Annotated in this window: 18 protein-coding genes; 9 read left to right on the top strand and 9 right to left on the bottom strand. The window is 45.4% G+C overall.

What is annotated here, in order from left to right; translation table 11 throughout:
- The first annotated feature begins 125 nt into the window (after nt 1-125).
- On the top strand, nt 126-2,021 hold the full coding sequence (locus ACZ5Q7_RS04005; RefSeq protein WP_343751859.1) for a PrkA family serine protein kinase: 1,896 nt from the start codon (nt 126-128) through the stop codon (nt 2,019-2,021).
- A 127-nt stretch (nt 2,022-2,148) separates the two neighbouring features.
- The gene (yhbH, locus tag ACZ5Q7_RS04000) at nt 2,149-3,318 is read left to right on the top strand and encodes a sporulation protein YhbH (RefSeq protein WP_343751861.1); all 1,170 of its coding nucleotides are present in this window, start codon (nt 2,149-2,151) and stop codon (nt 3,316-3,318) included.
- Nucleotides 3,319-3,412: 94 nt separating this feature from the next.
- On the opposite strand, the gene ACZ5Q7_RS03995 is transcribed toward yhbH, so the two are convergent.
- Nucleotides 3,413-3,760, bottom strand: coding sequence for a hypothetical protein (locus ACZ5Q7_RS03995; protein WP_343751863.1), 348 nt, complete (start codon nt 3,758-3,760; stop codon nt 3,413-3,415).
- 107 nt (nt 3,761-3,867) lie between these two features.
- Nucleotides 3,868-5,253, bottom strand: a complete 1,386-nt coding sequence (gdhA, locus tag ACZ5Q7_RS03990; RefSeq protein ID WP_343751865.1) for an NADP-specific glutamate dehydrogenase — start codon at nt 5,251-5,253, stop codon at nt 3,868-3,870.
- A gap of 252 nt (nt 5,254-5,505) precedes the next feature.
- Between gdhA and ACZ5Q7_RS03985 the strand changes: the two genes are divergently transcribed.
- A complete protein-coding gene (locus ACZ5Q7_RS03985; protein ID WP_425542358.1) occupies nt 5,506-6,921 on the top strand; it encodes a SpoVR family protein in 1,416 nt (471 codons plus the stop codon).
- A 539-nt stretch (nt 6,922-7,460) separates the two neighbouring features.
- Here the strand turns inward: ACZ5Q7_RS03985 and ACZ5Q7_RS03980 are convergent.
- A complete protein-coding gene (locus ACZ5Q7_RS03980; protein WP_343751867.1) occupies nt 7,461-8,366 on the bottom strand; it encodes a nuclease-related domain-containing protein in 906 nt (301 codons plus the stop codon).
- A gap of 173 nt (nt 8,367-8,539) precedes the next feature.
- Between ACZ5Q7_RS03980 and rlmH the strand changes: the two genes are divergently transcribed.
- Entirely contained in the window at nt 8,540-9,019 is a 480-nt protein-coding gene (gene rlmH, locus ACZ5Q7_RS03975; protein ID WP_343751869.1) for a 23S rRNA (pseudouridine(1915)-N(3))-methyltransferase RlmH, read from the top strand.
- A gap of 23 nt (nt 9,020-9,042) precedes the next feature.
- On the opposite strand, the gene ACZ5Q7_RS03970 is transcribed toward rlmH, so the two are convergent.
- Nucleotides 9,043-9,792, bottom strand: a complete 750-nt coding sequence (locus ACZ5Q7_RS03970) for a uracil-DNA glycosylase family protein (RefSeq protein ID WP_343751870.1) — start codon at nt 9,790-9,792, stop codon at nt 9,043-9,045.
- A 130-nt stretch (nt 9,793-9,922) separates the two neighbouring features.
- Nucleotides 9,923-10,066, bottom strand: coding sequence for a hypothetical protein (locus ACZ5Q7_RS03965; protein WP_343751872.1), 144 nt, complete (start codon nt 10,064-10,066; stop codon nt 9,923-9,925).
- A 192-nt stretch (nt 10,067-10,258) separates the two neighbouring features.
- Here ACZ5Q7_RS03965 and mqo point away from each other — a divergent pair, with 192 nt between their 5' ends.
- Nucleotides 10,259-11,761: a malate dehydrogenase (quinone) gene (mqo, locus tag ACZ5Q7_RS03960; protein WP_343751873.1), complete on the top strand. Its 1,503-nt coding sequence runs from the start codon at nt 10,259-10,261 to the stop codon at nt 11,759-11,761.
- A 128-nt stretch (nt 11,762-11,889) separates the two neighbouring features.
- Here mqo and ACZ5Q7_RS03955 read toward each other — a convergent pair whose 3' ends face one another.
- Nucleotides 11,890-13,116 carry a dicarboxylate/amino acid:cation symporter gene (locus ACZ5Q7_RS03955; RefSeq protein WP_343751874.1) on the bottom strand — a complete coding sequence of 409 codons (1,227 nt, stop codon included), beginning with the start codon at nt 13,114-13,116 and terminating at the stop codon, nt 11,890-11,892.
- Nucleotides 13,117-13,454: 338 nt separating this feature from the next.
- Between ACZ5Q7_RS03955 and ACZ5Q7_RS03950 the strand changes: the two genes are divergently transcribed.
- Both ACZ5Q7_RS03950 and ACZ5Q7_RS03945 read left to right on the top strand, forming a co-directional pair.
- Nucleotides 13,455-14,360 (top strand): hydroxymethylglutaryl-CoA lyase, encoded by a 906-nt coding sequence (locus ACZ5Q7_RS03950; RefSeq protein WP_343751875.1) that lies wholly within the window; start codon nt 13,455-13,457, stop codon nt 14,358-14,360.
- 162 nt (nt 14,361-14,522) lie between these two features.
- On the top strand, nt 14,523-15,101 hold the full coding sequence (locus ACZ5Q7_RS03945; protein ID WP_343751876.1) for a helix-turn-helix domain-containing protein: 579 nt from the start codon (nt 14,523-14,525) through the stop codon (nt 15,099-15,101).
- 81 nt (nt 15,102-15,182) lie between these two features.
- Here ACZ5Q7_RS03945 and ACZ5Q7_RS03940 read toward each other — a convergent pair whose 3' ends face one another.
- Both ACZ5Q7_RS03940 and ACZ5Q7_RS03935 read right to left on the bottom strand, forming a co-directional pair.
- The gene (locus ACZ5Q7_RS03940) at nt 15,183-16,406 is read right to left on the bottom strand and encodes a dicarboxylate/amino acid:cation symporter (protein WP_343751877.1); all 1,224 of its coding nucleotides are present in this window, start codon (nt 16,404-16,406) and stop codon (nt 15,183-15,185) included.
- A gap of 156 nt (nt 16,407-16,562) precedes the next feature.
- Nucleotides 16,563-17,288 (bottom strand): CAP domain-containing protein, encoded by a 726-nt coding sequence (locus ACZ5Q7_RS03935; protein ID WP_343751878.1) that lies wholly within the window; start codon nt 17,286-17,288, stop codon nt 16,563-16,565.
- 182 nt (nt 17,289-17,470) lie between these two features.
- Here ACZ5Q7_RS03935 and ACZ5Q7_RS03930 point away from each other — a divergent pair, with 182 nt between their 5' ends.
- Together ACZ5Q7_RS03930 and ACZ5Q7_RS03925 are read left to right on the top strand one after the other, a co-directional pair.
- A complete protein-coding gene (locus ACZ5Q7_RS03930; RefSeq protein ID WP_343751879.1) occupies nt 17,471-18,751 on the top strand; it encodes an MFS transporter in 1,281 nt (426 codons plus the stop codon).
- A 22-nt stretch (nt 18,752-18,773) separates the two neighbouring features.
- Nucleotides 18,774-19,391, top strand: coding sequence for a class I SAM-dependent methyltransferase (locus ACZ5Q7_RS03925; protein ID WP_343751880.1), 618 nt, complete (start codon nt 18,774-18,776; stop codon nt 19,389-19,391).
- A gap of 181 nt (nt 19,392-19,572) precedes the next feature.
- Here the strand turns inward: ACZ5Q7_RS03925 and ACZ5Q7_RS03920 are convergent, their stop codons facing one another.
- Nucleotides 19,573-21,150, bottom strand: coding sequence for a Na+/H+ antiporter (locus ACZ5Q7_RS03920; RefSeq protein WP_343751881.1), 1,578 nt, complete (start codon nt 21,148-21,150; stop codon nt 19,573-19,575).
- Nucleotides 21,151-21,421: the final 271 nt, after the last annotated feature.

The raw sequence follows: 21,421 nt of genomic DNA, 5'->3' as shown, positions 1-21,421 counted from the left end.
ATGTTCAGGAGGATAGACATAATAGGTTACATGCTGTCGTCATTGGTGGGTTTCGTGAGGAACGGGCATTTTCGCGACACCGCTTGCATAGGATGTAGAAATCGTTTCCTGGATGGAGGAATGACATGGATATTCTTAATAAGGTGAAACATCATCGTGAAGAAGAACAACAGTTAAAGTGGGAAGGCACGTTTGCAGAATATCTGGAAATTGTAAAGGAACATCCGGAAGTTGCCCAGACAGCCCACTCGCGCGTTTATAATATGATCCAACAGTCCGGATTAAAGGAAAAAGATGGCCAAAAGATGTATCAATTTTTTGGTGATGAGATTTTTGGACTGGAAGATACGATTGAAAAACTAGTGGAGGAATACTTTCATCCGGCAGCAAAAAGGCTCGACGTACGGAAACGGATTTTGCTTTTAATGGGACCTGTCAGCGGTGGAAAATCGACCATTGTCAACATGTTGAAACGCGGTCTTGAACAGTATTCACGGACCGATGAAGGTGCTGTTTACGCTATTAAAGGCTGCCCAATGCATGAGGATCCGCTTCATTTAATCCCTCAGCATTTGCGTGAAGATTTTTACGATGAATACGGCATTCGCATTGAAGGACATCTTTCCCCCTTGAATGCGATGCGATTGGAAAAAGAGTACGACGGGCGCATGGAAGATGTGATGGTGGAACGCATCTTTCTTTCCGAAGATAATCGAGTTGGTATCGGTACGTTTACTCCATCGGATCCGAAATCCCAGGATATTGCCGATTTGACGGGCAGTATCGACTTTTCAACGATTGCCGAGTATGGGTCGGAGTCCGATCCGCGTGCCTACCGTTTCGATGGTGAGTTGAACAAAGCCAATCGCGGCATGATGGAATTTCAGGAAATGCTGAAGTGTGATGAAAAGTTTCTGTGGCACTTGCTCTCTTTAACCCAGGAAGGCAATTTCAAAGCCGGTCGATTCGCTTTAATTAGCGCGGATGAAATGATTGTGGCCCACACGAACGAGGCGGAATACCGATCCTTCATTGCCAATCAAAAAAACGAAGCTCTCCAATCACGGATTATCGTTATGCCGATACCGTACAACTTGAGAGTAAGCGAGGAAGAACGGATTTATCAAAAAATGATCCGTGAAAGCGATATGGCACACGTTCATATTGCCCCGCATGCGCTCAGGGTTGCAGCTATTTTTTCCATTTTGACGAGGTTGGAAGAGTCCAAAAAACAGAGCGTCGATCTCGTCAAGAAAATGCGTCTGTATGACGGCGACAATGTGGAAGGATATAACCAGGTTGATGTAGACGAATTGAAAAAAGAATATCCGGATGAAGGAATGAATGGCATTGATCCACGCTATGTCATCAACCGGATTTCCTCGGCCATTATCCGTAAAGAGGTTGCCTCCATCAATGCGCTTGATGTGCTGCGTTCCTTGAAGGAAGGTCTGGAACAGCATCCATCAATATCGGATGAGGATAAAGAAAGGTATTTAAACTATATTTCCGTTGCGCGACGGGAATATGATGATATTGCCAAAAAAGAAGTGCAGAAAGCGTTCGTCTATTCCTATGAGGAATCTGCCAAAACCTTGCTGAATAACTATTTGGATAACGTTGAAGCGTATTGCAATCAAACCAAACTGCCTGATCCGCTTACTGGTGAGGAAATGAATCCGGATGAAAAACTTATGCGGTCAATTGAGGAGCAGATCGGCATCTCGGAAAATGCAAAAAAAGCCTTCAGAGAGGAAATTCTGATTCGCATTTCCGCTTACGCACGCAAAGGAAAACGCTTCGATTACAGTTCCCACGAGCGTCTGCGGGAGGCTATTCAGAAGAAGTTGTTTGCTGATTTGAAGGACGTTGTTAAAATTACTACCTCATCCCAGACACCGGATGAATCCCAACTGAAGAAAATCAATGAAGTCATTGCGCGTCTGATTGATGAATACGGCTATAGCTCCGTATCCGCTAACGAGCTGCTACGCTACGTTGGAAGCCTGCTTAATCGGTAATGGTAAGGGAAAAATAACAAGACTAATGTCCCATGGACGCTTGTTATTTTTCCCTATTTAATACGGTTGGGATAACTTGTTTGCTTGTCTACGCATAAACTGATTAAAAGGATAAGGAGGGGAAACTATGAATGACGACAAAAGGAATTATACCGTTTCCCGGGAAGATTGGTCCCTCCATCGTAAAGGTTATCAAGATCAGAAGCGCCATATGGATAAAGTGAAAGATGCTATTCGAAATAATTTGCCTGATTTAATCAGTGAAGAAAATATCATTATGTCCAACGGCCGTGATGTCGTCAAGATACCTATTCGTTCGCTGGACGAATACAAAATCCGATATAATCATGACAAATCCAAACAGGTTGGCCAAGGGGACGGAGAAAGTGACGTAGGCGATGTCATCGGCCGTGATCCAAACAGCGGAGATCAGGGAAAGAACGGATCTGGCCAGGGAAAGCAGGCGGGTGATCAGGCCGGTAGTGATTACTACGAGGCCGACGTGTCCATGACAGAACTCGAAGAAGCCCTTTTTGAGGAACTTGAGCTGCCCAATCTGCATCAAAAAGACGAAGCAGACATAACGACGGAGGATATCGAATTTAATGACGTACGTAAAAAAGGCTTAATGGGCAACGTCGATAAAAAACGGACGATTTTGTCGGCATTGAAACGCAACGCTATGAAAGGAAAGACGCAAATCGCACCCATCTATAACGATGATCTTCGTTTTAAAACATGGAACGATGTGATCAAACCGGAGTCAAAAGCAGTGATTATGGCTATGATGGACACAAGTGCATCAATGGGGAACTTTGAGAAATATTTAGCGAGAAGTTTCTTTTTCTGGATGCTTAAGTTTTTACGCACGAAATACGAAAGCGTGGAAATAGTCTTTATTGCGCATCACACCGAAGCAAAAGTGGTGACGGAAGAAGCGTTTTTTTCCAAAGGGGAAAGTGGAGGGACCATTTGTTCGTCGGCTTATGAAAAAGCATTGGAATTGATGGCTGACGAATACAGTCCTGATAGGTATAATATTTATCCATTTCATTTTTCCGATGGAGAAAACATCACATCTGATAACCCCAAATGTGTCCGCTTGGTGGAGGATATTATGGCGCAATCTAATTTGTTCGGTTATGCCGAAGTGAACGTGTACAATCGCCAGTCCACCCTAATGCGGGCGTACAGCGAATTCAGGGATCCCAAATTCCGCCACTATATTTTAAAAGGAAATCAGGATGTATATCATGCACTGAAACAATTCTTTCAGAAAGAAACAGCCACCGTTTGAGGCCTCCGCATACGCGGGGGCTTTTTTGCATCAAACGTGATGGCGGCTGGTGCTAAAAGCGGGATCAGAACACCATAAGGATAATGGTGATTCGTTATACCCGTTCAATTTTATACACGCCGCGGGATGTGCTAATTAAAAATTGGTTTCCGTCAAACTCGTATAAGGAATGGTCATCGAGTGGGATATCGTATAACGACGAAGGGAGTTCTTGAGGTTCCCTTGCATCGGTTTCCATCGTCCCATTACCGTTCAGCTGAAGTGTATGCATTGGTACATAATCATCCAGCCTTCTTGTATTGCGTTCATAGGAAATCGCCTGCAATGTCATCAATATTTCATCAAGGTCATATTGTTCGTGTTTGGAAATTTTAATCCTGTCTCCGCTCCATTGCTGCAAAAGCTTATTGAACGATTCAATCGTCAAAAATTGCAAACCCATCTTCATCCCTCCTGTTTATAGAGTGGCTCACAGAAAGGCAAACATACAAAGAAGAGAAAGGCAAAATTTGACGTCGTTCAGGGAAAGCTGTTGTCGCAGCACGAGAGTTAAATAATGCCTTGTTCTAGCATGGTATCGGCAACCCGTATAAAGCCAGCAATGTTGGCACCATCCGCCAAGTTGTCTTCATGACCGTAATCCTTGGCAGCCTGTTTGCAATTTTGATAAATGGTTGTCATGATATCTTGCAGTTTTGTATCCACTTCGTCAAATGACCAGGACAGTTTGCCGCTATTCTGGGCCATTTCCAAAGAGGATACAGCGACACCGCCGGCATTGGCAGCTTTTGCTGGTGCAAACAGAATATCGTTGTCAAGGAATACATTAATGGCTTCCAACGTGGACGGCATGTTGGCCCCTTCACCAATGACTTTCACACCGTTGGCCACCAATGTTTTGGCGGTTGCCTCATCGATTTCGTTTTGCGTTGCACATGGCAGGGCAATGTCACACGGGATGGACCAAATGCCATTGCAACCATCAACATATTGGGCGTGCGGATGCATATTTGTGTAGCTGTGAATCCGCTCGTTGCCCGTTTCCTTTAAAGTCTTGACGGTATCAATGTCAATTCCCTGTTCATCATAGATAAAACCGTTTGAATCACTGCATGCGACAATGGTCGCACCAAGTTCCGCAGCCTTCTCCATAGCATAAATGGAGACGTTGCCCGAACCGGATACCGTAATGGTGCGGCCTGAAAAATCAAGCCCTTTATCCTTGAGCATCTCCTGCACAAAATAAATCGTTCCATAGCCTGTTGCTTCTTTTCGGGTCAGGCTACCGCCGTACTTAAGCCCTTTGCCGGTCAAAACACCGGGTTCCACAGTGCCGCGGATGCGTTTATATTGACCAAATAAGTAGCCGATCTCCCGGGCACCAACGCCAATGTCTCCGGCTGGCACATCCGTATCTGATCCGATATAACGGTATAACTCGGTCATAAAACTTTGGCAGAAGCGCATGATTTCTACATCGGATTTCCCTTTTGGATCGAAATCGGATCCACCTTTTCCGCCTCCAATCGGCTGTCCGGTCAAGGAATTTTTAAAGATTTGTTCAAATCCAAGGAATTTGATAATGCTGCTATTGACGGATGGATGGAATCGCAAGCCGCCTTTGTGTGGTCCCAAGGCACTGTTGAACTGTACACGGAATCCCCGGTTAACATGAACGTATCCATCATCATCCACCCACGGCACTCTGAATGTAATAAATCGCTCCGGCTCCGTAAGTCGCTCCAGTATGTTGTATTTCATATAGTCCGGATAAGCGGCAAAAACCGGTGTGAGGGAGTCAAAAATTTCACTGATCGTTTGGTGAAATTCCTCTTCGTTTGGATTGCGTTCTTTGACCGTCTCGTATACACGATTCACATAATCCTGTGCCGCCTGTGCTTTTCCTGTTTGCAAGACACCTTCTGTCGTTTTCATGGCAACAAACCCCTTTCAAAAAATTGTACAAACGTGCACTCAAGCCATATTGCCGTTCATTTACGAAAAAGGTACGACCCTTTTTTGATAAAAAGGGATATAATACTATATTGTATAACGAATTAGCGATTTTAACAATAATTTTGAAAGTCATTAATAAAATTTTTAAAACAGTGGTAATACATTAGGGGGAACGGTCAAATTTTTCTCTTTCTGTCATACAATGTAAAAAGGACATTGGGAGGGATGATGGTGACGGATACACAAAAGTTGAACCGCACGATTGATGAGATTACAGAAATTGCCTCTGGGTTTGGTCTCGATTTTTATCCGATGCGGTATGAAATTTGTCCAGCTTCGATTATATACACGTTTGGAGCTTACGGTATGCCGACGCGTTTTTCCCACTGGAGCTTCGGCAAACAGTTTCATAAAATGAAGACGCATTACGATCTGGGTCTGAGCCAGATCTATGAATTGGTTATTAATTCGGACCCGTGTTATGCGTTTTTGCTGGATACGAACAGTCTTATCGAAAATAAGCTCATTATCGCGCACGTGCTTGCCCACAGCGACTTTTTCAAAAATAACGTCCGATTTTCACCGACCAGGCGCGATATGGTGGAAAGTATGACGGCAACAGCCGAGCGGATTGAGCATTATGAAATGATTCATGGCCGGGAGAAGGTGGAACAATTTTTGGATGCCGTTCTGTCCATTCAGGAACATATTGACCCGTCCGTTATCGAACCGAGCGGGGAAAATGACGCCTCTGATGATGGCGCTGTGCCTGCCGCACGCCAATCGGCCGGCACTTCCTATGATGACTTGTGGGAACTGGACGAATCCGCGTCATCCAACGAGCAGCTTCCGGCCCAACAGCCCGTAACATTCCCGCCCCACCCCGAAAAAGATGTGCTTTTATTCATAGAGGAATACAGTCGGGAGCTGGATGACTGGCAGCGGGATATATTGACAATGATGCGGGAAGAAATGCGTTACTTCTGGCCGCAACTGGAGACGAAAATCATGAACGAAGGCTGGGCGTCATACTGGCATAAGCGGATTTTGCGGGAGATGGACCTGACTGAAGATGAATCTGTGGAATTCGCATCATTAAACGCCAACGTTGTCCAGCCATCCAAACAGCAAATCAACCCGTATTATCTCGGTTTAAAAATGCTGGAGGATATTGAAGAGCGCTATAACAACCCGACAGACGACATGCGCAATCTAGGAGTTGTGCCCGGATCTGGACGGGAAAAGATTTTTGAAGTACGGGAGATGGAATCGGATATATCATTCATCCGTAATTATTTGACCAAAGACCTTGTACGTCAGGAAGATATGTACCTGTTCGAGAAGCAGGGATCCGATTATACGATTACCGACAAAGCGTTTGAACAGGTGCGGGATCAACTCATTACGCAGCGCGTGAACGGTGGGTTTCCCTATATCACCGTTGAAAATGGCGATTACCTGCAAAACGGTGAATTATATTTGCAGCATAGCTATGAAGGAACCGAACTCGACCTGCATTATTTGGAGAATGTGCTGCCGTATATTCACCAGCTTTGGGGCCGGCCCGTTCATATGGAAACGATCGTCGACGATAAACGAGTGGTTTTCTCGTATAATGGGAAAAAAGTACACCGAAAATTTTTGTAATATAGGATGAGATCCGCTGCCCATCTCCAACCAAAACTGGCCGCTTCTGGATGAAGCTCTTATCGCATATGCCGATAGCAAAACGTGATAAGGGATGTGATCAGCATGAGGTTATATATGAACCGAGGTGAACACGATCAGTCACAAGATACTATGCTTGATCGGCAGGGGGCTTTTTAAGCCAAAACCCCGCATGAAAGCGAGAGAGGGGCCTCTCAAGTCCAAAACGCCGTACGAAAGCAGTTGAAAAGTCCGAGAAAGAGCCTCTCAAGGCCAAAATGCTGCACGAAAGTGGAAGAAAAGTCCGAGAGAGGGCCTCTCAAGGCCAAAATGCCGCACGAAAGCGAGTGAAGAGTGAAGAGTCCGAGAGAGAGCTTCTCAAGGCCAAAACGCCGCACGAAAGCGAGTGAAAGGTCCGAGAGAGAGCTTCTCGGGCTCAAAATCGCTCCCGATAGCAGCCAAAAAGTCCGAGAACAACAACTTTCCGAAAAATCAGCGGATCTCTAACTCCCTAATGTCATTACTGTTTTTTCCTTATTTTATTCATAGTACGTCCATCGATTTTCCCCTATTCTTGTATAATTCTGATCCAATATTCTTCTAACTCGCTTTTTGAACGGTACCACTTGACACCAATCATAAATGGTATTGGTTGTAATTTTCCTGTCCGGAAACAGTAGCTTGAATTCCTCGACTGCCCGCATGACAGCCGCTGCAACTATTTCTTCATGTTCACATTCTTTGCAAACAAGTTTTCTCCCCTCAACTGCAGTGGACAAGGACTTGCATGCTAAGCACGTAATCCCATTTTGCAAGTCCTGATAAGTATAAGGTGGCCGTTGCTTATAAGGCGGATCCTCAATATGAAGAGAGATCAATTTGTCTGCTAACCGCTTGTGCTGCTCATTTAGTTTGGAAGGTGCTGAATTTAATTGATTCAAATAGTTTTTGATCTGGGTTGGTAAAATCATTGGCTTATCAATAGGTGCCTGGTATAGAGTGAATTCCGGATTGATAAAAACCACAGAGGCGTCAATTGGAAGATTGATTTTATCTTTGAGGAGTAACTGCCGCAGTAATGATTCGCTTCTTCCCAACTGGTGCAGAGGATTTATGATTTCATATTGAGGCAACTTGAAAAATTTATCTGCTTCGTAATTATAATCCCCTTCAAGATTCTTTACTTCAAACAAATGAATTTTCCTGGATGAGATGAGCAGCGAATCAATTTGAAAGAGCGTGTTATTAACTTTCAGCAGCAAGTCATTTAATATGAAACAGTCACACGTAAGGTTTTCGGTTAATGAATCAAATAGGACCTCGCCTTCATAGCCTCTGCTCAAATTTATAAAATGCTGCTTATCCTTTGAAGGCAAAATCATTCGCGTATTCAGGGAGCTCAATAGTTGTAGTTCTGCAGGTTTTGTACGTAATTTATATGGCATGTCCCACATCCTTTCTACATTTCTGCTCTATTGTACTAAATAAAAGGGAAAATTCACAGAAAAACCAAATATTTTGAATTGGACATCTCACTATTATCAGTCGTTCGGAATGTTTGTGCGATCACTTTTTGGTAAACTGAAGGCAAGAATGCAATGCAAAGGATGGACAGTGGATGAAAATTGATATCGTGGCAGTCGGGAAACTGAAGGAAAAGTATTTGCAGCAGGGCATCGAGGAGTACCTGAAGCGGCTCAGCCCATACACGAAAGTACACATTGCCGAAGTTGCTGACGAAAAAGCCCCCGATAATATGAGTGATGCGAATATGCAGGAGGTAAAACGAAAAGAAGGCGAGCGGATCCTATCCCACATCAGCAAGGATTCGTACGTCATCACTCTGGAAATCAACGGGAAAATGCTCACTTCTGAAACATTTGCCGATAAATTGGACAAGCTCGCCACCTATGGCAAAAGCAAAATTACCTTCGTCATCGGTGGATCGGTCGGTATAAGCGAAGACGTACAGAAGCGGAGTGACATGGCATTATCGTTTTCAAAAATGACGTTTCCTCATCAGATGTTTCGCATGATTCTGCTGGAGCAAGTGTATCGGGCGTTCCGGATTATGCGAGGTGAGCCGTATCATAAATAACACCTCTGCTTCTCATTATCATGTCATGTTTGCCCACGCGCCCAGGCTTGGACTTGTTCCCGAAGCTGCTGTTTTCGCTGTCCAAACTGTTTAACGCGATGGCCGTTTGCACCGGATGGATGCGGGAAGCCGGTTAAATATGTATGATCGGGAAGCTTCTGTTCCTGTGCCAGTCCGGTGATGGTTTCGTCAACCTTTTTTCCAAGCGGAATCACGAGCGCGTTTGGCTGAATAGAAGCTAGTTCATCAGGGAAGGTTTTCCAAGCATAAGGCTGTAATAATCGGCATCGGTGGATGGGTGGCTGATGTCCGGTATAGTTTTTCCCTTTTATAAACACCGGATATTTAATGACTGACGTCGTATGAAGAAGATATCGGTAGCCTTCAAACAAATCAGTAGCATTGGAAAGGCCAAGCATATCCGGTATGCCGCACTCATTCAGCATGTGCACGAGGTTGTTGCGCATCGATCCGGCGAAACCGGCTGCCTGTTTGGTTTCTTTCAGGCACGTTTCCAGTGTGTTACCTGACGCGAGACTGCTCACCAATTGTTCAAAAGCAACTTTCATTTGCCTCCATCCGGGGGTGATGCCAACGATAACGATTGGGGCATCCAGGTTGATGGTGTCATTATGGGGGGCATAGTACATACGTGTATCGCCATCATTATCCATTAGCAAAGGTGCTGTCAATAAATTATGTTTAGTGAGCGGCTGATCAATGGGCAATGTTCGAATGTACGGCAAATAATGCTGAATAGCTGTATATAGCACATAAAACCCTCCTTTCTGCACCATATTAAACCATTTCTTCTTCTCTTCGCTATGTTTAGCTTAAAGCTATTCCTTAGTGAATCCTTTATATTGAATGCAGCCGGACAGCCTCTGATTCCGACTGGCTTTGTTACAATACTACCGGGTAGCCAAGGTTTTCGATGGTTGTCTTCAGATCTTCCGCAGTTACTTTGCTGGCAATTGATTCAAGGTAGTCGACGAACATGAACAACAATGTGACGACGGCTGCTTCGACATATTCCCCGATAACCAATGATGTGGGTCAACTATAGAGGAAAACAGAAACATTTCGTAAATAAATATTTCAGTTTGTATAAAATTTTGATAGACTATATATGGGCTATCAAGGATTGTGATGAAAATGGCCGGGAGCTTACCGTTTGATGTCGATATCAGCGGAAGCACAGTGTCTTTTTAGCAAATCTTGAAGGATAGGGATGAGAAAATGAATAACGAACATACAACAACCGACGTTATTCTGATCGGTGCCGGGATCATGAGCGCCACGTTTGCCACCCTTTTAAAGGAATTGGCACCGGATTGGGATATTACCATCTTTGAGAAGCTTGAAAAAGGAGGAGAAGAAAGCTCCAATGTATGGAATAATGCAGGGACAGGACATTCTGCATTATGTGAGCTTAATTATACGCCCGAACAACCGGACGGATCCATTGATTGTACAAAAGCATTGGATATCAATGAAAAGTTTCAAGAGTCCAAACAATTTTGGTCGCATCTCGTCAACAACAATCTGATTGATAACCCTCAGGACTTTATTAGGCCCTTACCGCATATGAGTTTGGTTCATGGCGAGGACAATGTGACGTTTTTGAAAAAGCGGTTTGAAGCTTTAACCAACAACCCACTCTTTCAAGGAATGGAATTTTCCGATAATAGGGAAACATTGAAAGAATGGATGCCTCTGATTATGGAAGAACGAACGGATCAAGAACCCAGGGCGGCAACAAAAATCGATACTGGTACGGATGTCGACTTTGGCACTTTGACGCAAAAGCTTTTGAAGCACTTGGAACAGCAGAATGTTCATATCAAATATAATCATACGGTGGATGATATGGAACGTACGAATGACGGTGGATGGGAAGTGAAGGTGCGGAATTTTGAACGCGGCACACTTGAAACGCATACGTCATCATTCGTCTTTATCGGAACCGGTGGAGCCGCTTTGCCGTTGCTGCAAAAAACGGGCATTCCGGAAAGCAAACACGTGGGTGGGTTTCCAGTAAGTGGTCTATTCCTCGTCTGTGACAATCCGGATGTTGTCCAAAAACATAAAGCAAAAGTATACGGCAAAGCGCCGGTCGGAGCGCCACCAATGTCGGTGCCGCACCTTGACAGACGGTATATCGGCAACAAGGAGACGTTATTATTCGGGCCATTCGCCGGATTTTCACCGAAGTTTTTGAAAACCGGTTCGAATATGGATTTATTAGGTTCGGTTAAACCGGGTAACGCCTTCACGATGTTGGCAGCAGGAGCTAAAAACATGTCATTGACCAAATATTTGCTCGGACAACTCATGTTATCGAAGGAACAATACATCGAGGAGTTGCGTGAATTTGTTCCGACAGCCAACAGCGATGACTGGGACATCGTGACTGCGGGTCAGCGGGTCCAGGTGATCAAGGATACGGACACAGGCAAAGGCACACTTCAGTTTGGAACAGAAATTGTCAATTCCGATGACGGATCCATTGCCGCATTGCTCGGTGCATCGCCGGGGGCCTCAACGGCGGTTTCCATCATACTGGAGATTATTGAGAAATGTTTTCCAGAGTATCTACAGGAATGGGAGCCCAAAATAAAAGAAATGATTCCATCATACGGTTTATCCTTGAGGGATTATCCCGAGCTTATCGATGATATTCAAAAAACAGCCGCCCATGCGCTCGGGCTGACCAATGACCGTCAAGGAAGCTCAGTATAAGAGAATGGGCCTATGAGCCAGCCATGGTTTTCACAGACGGGTAACGGTTTTTCCGAATAATCGTGTTTATTATGAAATGAAAAAGCTCTTTCCTTGCTTGAGGGAAGAGCTTTTTGAATACGCGTCCGTCACGTTGCCGTCTTTCGTTTTTCCGTCCGGTCAACAACAGCAGCGCCGATAATGTCACCGATCACATTGGATGCCGTGCCGCCCATCCCGATCAGGGCATCAACACCTGCAATGAGGGCCACCACTTCAAGCGGCAGTCCGAACATGGTGAGAACGGCTGATAGTGTGACTAGACCTGCTGCTGGAACACCTGCCGTTCCAATCGACAGCAGTGTACCAATTAACACAATAACAAAAAAATCCGTCGGTGACAGGGTCAGATCAGTAATGTTAGCTGCGAATACGAGCGATACCCCCATCCGCAGTGCGCCGCCATCCGAGTTAAAAACAGCGCCTATCGGCAAGGTGAAATTCGCTGTTTTGGCGGAAATACCCGCTTTTTTGGCGGATTCAATGGCTATTGGCAACGATGCAATGCTGCTTGATGTAAAGAATGCTGTCGTATAGGCTTCACGCGTGTTCCGGAAAAAGGAAAAGACTGAGGTTCCGGATAACTTGAGAAAGGCGGCGTATACAAATACCCACAGCAATAAAATGCCAAGATAGAACACACCGGTCAGCTTCAGCAACGATTCCAGTGTGGACCATCCCTGGCCGCCAAAAGCAGAAGCAGTGATGGCGAATATTCCAATCGGTGCATACAGCAGAACCCCTCGTAAAATTTTAAAGAACATTTCATTCAGGGCCGTGAAGAAACGGTCAAGCATATCCCCATACTGTTTCATTTTTTCCTCTTCTGAAAATTTCATCATGGAAATAGCCATGCCAATGATAACCGCTAAAAACAGAATGGACATAAGATCGCCTGAGGTGAACGCTTTAAATAAGTTTTCAGGTACGATCTGCAGGATTACCTCAGATATGGGCGGCGTGTCCGGTTGTTCCACATTTTTATCCGGCAATGTCAGATTGTTTCCCGGTTCAAAAAACCAGGCCAGCCCTAAGCCGATCAGTACCGCCCCCGCCGTTGTAATCATATAGTAGCCAAGGAGCTTGCCGCCAATTCGGCCAAGCTGTTTGATATTCATTTGGTTAACCGCAAGAACCACGGTCAGAAATATAACTGGTATAGCAATTAAACGGAGCAGGTGAATGAGCAATGTCCCGAGTGGGCTGATTATTTCTGCTTGTTTGCCGAACACGATACCAGCGATCGTGCCCAGAACAAACCCAAGCGACATTTTGAGTACAAACGAAGATTCCTTATATCGATTCCATAATTTCATAAACGATTCAACGCCTCTTTATCTCTGACTTTGTCATACGCTTAGCACCATTTTAACAGAAACAGACGTAGTATACCTATAAATGGACTGGCCTATTTATGTTGGTGGTGCATGCATAGGTTGGATACGTCGGTGAGGGGTATGATGAGTAACGATCTGGACCATTGTAATAAGGAGAGGTCCAACTGAACATTTTGAAAATTTGACATAATTGAGTTTGGTTATTACACTTAGTTCAACAAGGTTGAATCAAAAGAAACAATTATGAATATAATGAGATTATGTTGAAACGACGTATATACGTGCAGGCATATTCACCTTGAAAAGGAGGGGGCCGCATGGGACGATGGCCGGAAGCTGTGCAGATAAAGGAAGTCGGTCCGCGCGACGGCTTGCAAAATGAAACGACACGGGTGGCCACAGCGGATAAAACCCACTGGATCAATATGCTGTCTGAATCAGGCTTAAAGGAAATTGAGTATTCCTCGTTTGTCCATCCGAAATGGGTTCCAGCCCTGTCGGATGCCCATGATGTCGGCAAGGCGATTCATCGCAACCCCAATATCCGCTATTCAGCGCTCGTTCCCAATATAAAGGGGCTTGAGCTTGCACTGGAAACAGGAATTGACGGGGCAGCGGTGTTTATGTCGGCAAGCGAAACGCATAACCGGAAAAATATTAATAAATCGATTGATCAGACGTTTCCAGTGTTTCAAGAGGTTGTACAGGATGCAAAACAGGCGGGAAAACACGTGACGGGATATGTGTCAACTGTGTTTGATTGCCCGTATGAAGGTCGGATAACACCGGAGCAGGTCGTTCGCCTTAGTGATCAACTGTTCGAATTCGGAGTGGACGATGTCTCCCTTGGTGACACCATCGGCACAGCTGTTCCATCACAAGTGGAGAACCTCCTGGATGTCATGTTGGCCCGGTATCCACAGAAAAATATTATTATGCATTTTCATGACACACGCGGCATGGCCATTGCTAATATTATGACATCATTGGAATATGGCATCACCCGTCTGGACAGTTCAATTGGTGGTTTGGGCGGTTGTCCGTATGCACCGGGAGCCGCTGGGAATGTCGCGACCAATGATGTTTTGTATTTGTTGCATGGCCTTGGTATCGATACAGGAGTAAACGAACATAAACTCCGGGAAGCAGCTCTCTATATCCAAAATAAACTGGGTAAAACGTTGCCGAGCAAGACATTAGCTTCAGCCGTCAGTCCACGTTGAAAGAATCCGGCACCATACGGACACATTTGCCTAGAAACCCTCACCCATGCAGACAGAGTGAGGGTTACGTGTGCTGGTGACGACTATCCGGTTAAGAAACAGAGTCGTTGTATGTCGGTTGTCAACGCGGCAAAATTGCCCTATTCTATGTAAGAGAGACTATTGAGGCGAAAGGGGAGAGCAGCCATCAATCTTGAAACAATAGGCTTGAAGTTGAAGCAAGCACGTATTAAAAGCAAACATACGCAGCAGCAAATCGCGGATCAGTGTGGCATTTCCAAAAGCCTTCTGTCCAAAATTGAAAATGGCCAGACCTCATCGGCAGTTGCAACGCTTTCCAAAATTTCCGAGTCCCTCGATGTGCCACTTACATGGGTTCTTGATGGGCATCCTGAAACAGATTTGGTCATCCTTCCCACGGTGGACAGGCAGATTAATGCCGATGATAATGATATGGGCTACTCGTTTGAGCTGCTTGCCAATCGCTCCCGTTTTTCGCGGATAGAACCGACCATCGTCCATGTCACCCCAATGGATTACAATAAGCGCCACGAGCCGTATACGCATTCCCAAGACGAATTTATTTACATGGTTGAAGGGGCGATGGAACTCTTTTATGACGGCGAAAAGCATTATATGAAAAAAGGCGACACAAGCTATTTTAAAGGGGTGAAGCCACATTTGTTCATCCCCGTCGACAATGACGGGGCTAAAGTGCTGACCGTGTTTGTTGATGACTGACCGCCTACCGTAAAAAAACGCTATACATACTTTTTGACAAACATTCTCCTGAACCATTTGGTGCCTCAGGGGGGCTTTCATTCAGCTGTCCGTTTTGGTTTGTTCCGTTTTGTTAATAATGCTTGTTCCGACCAAATCACCGGTTACGTTCAGTGCGGTGCAACCCATGCCGATAATGACGTCGATGGCCGTGAGCAATCCGACGGCTTCCATTGGCAGACCGAGCTGGGCGAAAACGGTCGCTATCATAATAATTCCTGCCCCTGGTACACCAGCGGTACCAACGGATGCCAGGGTGCCAACCAGCACGACTTGAAGCATTTGCATGAAGCTGAGCGGATCCCCGACCACGTTAGCGGCAAAAACGGCTGAAACAGCAATCCGGATGGCCGCTCCGTCCATGTTAATGGTTGCACCTAGCGGAAGACTGAATCCATAAAGACTTTTTTTCAGGTTGAGGTTTTTGGCAGCATTAAGTGTCAGCGGCAGCGTTCCGGAGCTGCTTTGTGTGACAAAGGATGTGATCATCGGTGTACGCCCCTGTTTGAAAAAGTTTTTGATATTAATGTTGGTCAGCGCCATAAAGATGATATAGATAAGGAGCTGAACAAGCAATGCGATATACAGAACGGCGATCACATTGCTGAGCGACCAAAGGGTATCGCCCCCTTGTTTGCCGACGATCTCGGCAATAATGGCTAAAATTCCAATTGGCACATACTGAATGATGCCTTTCATAATCGTCATTGTTGCTTCGTTGAGCCCGTCAATGACGCGGTAGACAGCTTCACCAAGATCATGATTCGTCTCCGATGTACGCAGTGCCGAAATAGCAATACCGAATACCAGCGCAGTGAAAATAATACCTAATAAATTCAATTCGCTGAAGGCTGATATGATATTGTTGGGAACAATACTGAGCAGAACATTAGTAACGCCGGGATTTTCCGGAACATCAAATGATTCGCTTCCATCAAGCGTCATCCCTGTTCCTGGATTAAACAGGCTGGCCACGGCAATGCCGACGACGATGGCAAAGGCCGATGTCATAAGATAGTAGACGAATACTTTTCCGCCCATTCGACCAAGGCTGCCCAAATTGGCTTGATTAACACCTACAATCAAGGTGAATAAAATGAGCGGCACAATCAGAAACCGCAATAGACGGAGCAGGAGATCACCGAATGGCGCCAGAACAGCCGCATCTTCACCGAATATAAGACCAACCAGAATACCCAGCACAAGCGCAACGGTGATTTTGGAAATGAGTGACGCTTGAATATAGCCTCTCCATAATGCTTTCATGTTGCTTCCCCCTTATAGGTTCAATTCTCATTAGAATACTATGAATTTTATGGCTCGATATTACCTTGTCTATTCCTTTTTGTCAAAAAACGTTCTCTTATGCAAATAAAAAAGCCATGCAACCGGATTTGGCATGCATGGCTGGTTGGTTTTCTGTTACTTTTCAATAAACATCTGAGTCCAATAATTTCCTTTCCGTGTAAAGCCAACCCCGATATGGGTGAACGATTCATCCAAAATGTTTTTACGATGGTCGGCGCTATTCATCCAGGAATCAACAACGTGACTTGGCTTAGGTTGTCCTCTGGCGATATTTTCACCGGCCGATTCGTAGGTGACATCGAATTGCTTCATCATCTCAAAAGGGGAACCATACGTCGGGCTTTTATGAGAGAAATAATTTTTCTGTTGCATGTCCATGGATTTATTGTTCGCTACACGACTTAATTGTTTGTCAGCCTTCAACGCCGGCAATCCTTGTTTGCTTCGTTCCTGATTGGTCAGCTCGATGACTTTCGATGCATACTGACTGATGCTTTCTTGTTGCGCATTGTTCCCATTGCGGTCGATGGGTTCCTGTCCGGCTGGATTTTTTCGAATTTGCGGATCGTTATTTTGCTCCAAATTGCGTTCGAGGGGGTCTTCTTCGTTCCGCCTGTTATTAAGCGGTGCCTGTTTAAACCGCATTTTGTCTGTTTCCTGTCGGTTGCTGGATGAGTCGGTCCGGACAGTGGAAATGGGCAACTGGTTATTATCCACCTCTGTTTTGCTCGAATAATCGGCTGCCTGTTCCTGATTATTTTGGTTCTCGTTCCCGTTACAGGCTGCCAGCACTAGGCTGATTCCAACAATTAGAAGAAAACGTATCGTCGATTGCTTCATAAACTATACTCCTTTGTTGTTGATTTTTTCTTATTATGGTCCTCATTCGTAACATCCATGCATATCAACAGCCATAAATACGGATGGACATTGCAACAATTGTCCTGTTGCGTGATTTCAAGTACAATATAAGCAGCTTGTATCAGGAGAAAACGAACGCTGTATGCTGGAGGAGGTTTGCATTGACGGGGCGAGGAAAGATTTTTCAGACATTTTATTATGGATGGTTCATCGTTTTTATCGGTGGCTTGGGCATCTTTTTCTCCGGGCCCGGGCAGACGTATTCCAATTCGGCGTTCATTGATCAGTATATTCAGGATTTTGGTTGGTCGCGGACAGAGGTGTCGAGTCTTTATTCGACAGCAACACTGATTGCCGGTATCATGATGATGGTTGTCGGACGGTTTATTGATCGGTATGGGCAGCGGTTCATGATGGTGACGGTTGGAACGGTTTTTGCTCTGGCGTGCTTTTGGAACAGCATGGTCACCAATATGGCTATGCTGGCGGTCGGGTTTTTCCTTGTTCGTCTTCTCGGACAGGGAACGATGTCGCTGATTCCGAATACGCTCGCCGCCCAATGGTTTGTGAAAAAAAGAGGTCGGGCATTCAGTTTTATGACGTTGGGCAGTTTTGCCAGTGCGATGCTTTTTCCGATTATCAATACGTGGATCATTGAAACGTGGGGCTGGCCAATAGCTTGGCGTTTCTGGGGTGTGGCGTTGCTGGTCGTGTTTGTTCCGTTTGCCCTGTTCGGTGTGCGCAACCGGCCGGAAGAGATGGGGTTAGAACCGGATGGTTTTCAAACGGAAACTGAGAACGAAACCGGCGAACCAATTGCCGGCACCACGCTTCCAGAATCCAATGAAGACTTCACGTTAAAAGAAGCGATGCGGACGTGGGCTTTCTGGGGAATTCTGATCAGCGTCGGTATTCCGGCGATGATTAATACCGGCATTACATTTCATATTATATCGATTTTTGATACGAATGGCCTGTCGTCGGCTGTGGCTGCTATGGTACTGAGCCTGATGGCATTTGCGGGTATTCCGATATCGTTCATTTCCGGTTTTATTACGGAGCGAATACCAACGAATTATCTGTTGGCCAGTGTGTTTGTCATTGAAATTATTTTTTTGTTCATGCTGCTTATCACCAATAGTGTGTTTATGGCGATTTTATTCGGTATCGTGTGGGGAGCTGCGAATGGCCTGGAGCGCATTGGTATGAACATTATCTGGCCGGATTATTTTGGCCGGAAATATGTCGGCAGTATCAATGGCGTTGGAATGACTATGGTGGTGATCGGTTCGTCGCTGGGCCCATTGCCGTTCGGTGCTGGATTTGATCTATTTCACAATTACACGCCGGTATTGCTGGCTTCTCTGACGTTTCCTGTCATCGGTGCCATTTGCGCCATTACGGCAAAACGTCCGGATAAAGCCAAGCTGCACTCTCATTAATGAAACAAAGCGGTGATGATGAATGCTTAAAGATACAGGAGAACGGATTATTCCCGAAAACATGACTATAACGAACGACATGCTGATAGAGCATGTGGCAAGGTATCATTTTGCCAGTGAATTAGTGTACGGACGGGTGCTTGATTTCGCCTGTGGTACGGGGTATGGCACGCATATTTTGGCCAAAAATCCGAAGTCGGATGTCACCGAGACGATTGGTATTGACTTGGACCCGGAAACGGTGAACTATGCGCGCGGCGCGTACCATCATCCGAAGTCCACTTTTCTTGAGGGAGATGTGACGGATGCCGGTTTGCCGGAAAAACTGGGGACATTTGATTGCATCGTCAGCTTTGAGTCGATCGAGCACATTCAAGCGGAAGAACAGTTTTTAGCCAATGTGTATGCTTTGCTGAAGCCGGGAGGGACACTTATACTGTCCACGCCGTTCGGTAAGGGGCGCGGTAAGCCATGCAAATCGCCCTTTCACGTGCATCAGCTGACGGTTGCTGAGTTTTTACAGTTATTTCCGGCGTATGCTTCGGCCCATTTTTATGTTCAAAGAAGTGCATTAATCAAACCGGCTGAGGACCATTATGCCGGACAATACCCACTTGGAATCGCCGTCTGTAAAAAATGATTAAATACTGCGAAGATGGAATGCGCTCAGGAAACGTTATTCATCGTCGCAATGAGTCCCCGAATCGGTACCAGGAAGCGTTTGAAAGTCGTTCATCAACGTAATGAATGCCTAAAACACGAGCAACGAGCTAGAAGGGGTCGCTCATCGCCCTCAATAAGCACCATCTTCGACCCTATGACTAATGCTCGCTTTCCAGATCCGTCAATTGATCTATAATTTGCTCGTTCATTTTCTCAGCCACGTCATTGGAGATAATATCTTCACGGGCAAGCTGCTCGACTGCTTCGTGCTGAGCATAGAGGGAATGGCGTTTCAGTGTGTTCAACTGTTTTTCTTTCATCTCCGGTTGCTTATCAAAAAGGGTATCGATATCCTGCTGTATGGTTTCCAATGATTGTTTATAATCGGTTACGAGGTCATTCGTTACAGCATCCGTGATCCGCAGATTCTCCTTCACCCTGCCGATCTCTTCGATGGCCCTTTTGTTCCGATACGCATCGGCTAACAGCATTTCATAATCCTCATAACCGGTTTCCTGCTGGTTGACGTTGAGCCAGTTGAGCACCGGTTTAATGGTAAGCCCCTGACATATAAGTGAAAACAGTACGGTACTGAAGGCGAAAATCAAAATATCTTCCCGTCCGTCAAAATCTCTCGGCAAGCTGAGTACAAGAGCAATTGACAAGGATCCTTTCAGCCCTCCCCAGTTCAAGACGTGTTTCCACGTACGGGGGATGTCATCTGTGAATAGCGTGCTCGTATAGACAGCAATGCTTCTGGCGACAAGCACAATCAGAATGGCCGTAAATATCAGTCCCCACCGGTCAGCGACATCAATTTTTGTAATCTCCAAACCGACCATCAAAAAGACAAGGGAGTTAACAAGCAACGTGACGACATCCCAAAAGTTTCTGATGTTCAACTTGGTTGCCGGGCTCATGCCGATTTTGGAACCATAATTGCCAAGCGTCAGTGCGGCGACAACAACAGCGATAACGCCGGATGCACCGACATTTTCCGCCAGTAAATAGGATCCGTAAAACAGAATGATACTGAAAATAATCTCAAGCGGGTAATCATCAAAATACTTGGTTAGACGTGATGCAATGTAGCCGGCAGTTCCACCGATAATAAGGCCCAGGGCAACGACTTTGATGAATTCCCATAAACCAAGGCCAACCCCCTCGATTCCTGAATTCAAATACGTCAGCAGGGAAAAAGCCGAAATGTTGAAGAGAACAACCGCCAACCCGTCATTGAATAAACTTTCCCCTTCAATAACAGTGGACAGACGTTTATGAACACCGAGATTTTTGAAGATGGACAGCACACTGACTGGGTCCGTCGCGCTCATGACGGAAGCGAACACAAAAGCGGCCGGGATAGATAATTGTAGAAGCCACATCGACGAAAAACCAATAACGACAAATGACAGAAAGGTCCCGCCAAACGCCAGCAACAGGATGGGTCTTTTGTTGTCAAACAACCGGGAAAATGGAAGCTTTAACGCTGCTTCCCCGAGCAGAGCCGGCAGAAAAAGCGTAATAACAGCAAAATTAAAAACGTCGCCTTCGGTAATGAATCCTTTCAACGGTTCCAGAAAAGGGATGTTACTGAGTCCGATGATAGCTCCGATAATAACTAAGGCAATCGGATACGGTTGCTTAAATTTCTTTGCGATGGCGGTGATACCCGCTGCGAGCATGACTAGAACAAGCGTCAGTGAAAAAATATGATGTAGATCCAACTCCTCCACGACAACAGCCTCCTTCTGATAATGGCTAAGGTTTTTATTACGCATTAACTCACCTGTCATACCTCCACTGATTGAAGGTTCACTTTATAGGTATTTTTGCCGAAAATGCTGATAAAATTCGGTGAATACGGAAAGAGTAATGGTTTAGTCATGAAGTACTTCATGGATTGGAAAATCACCAAACGATAGAGAAATCATTGATTCCTACATAAATAATATAAATGACATTTGTCACATGCGCTACTTGACGTTTATGACTTCTAACGTTTCT

The sequence above is a fragment of the Lentibacillus halophilus genome (assembly GCF_055395055.1).
Note: the sequence above shows the minus strand (reverse complement) of the source record. Positions and strands in the feature narration are given on the sequence as shown.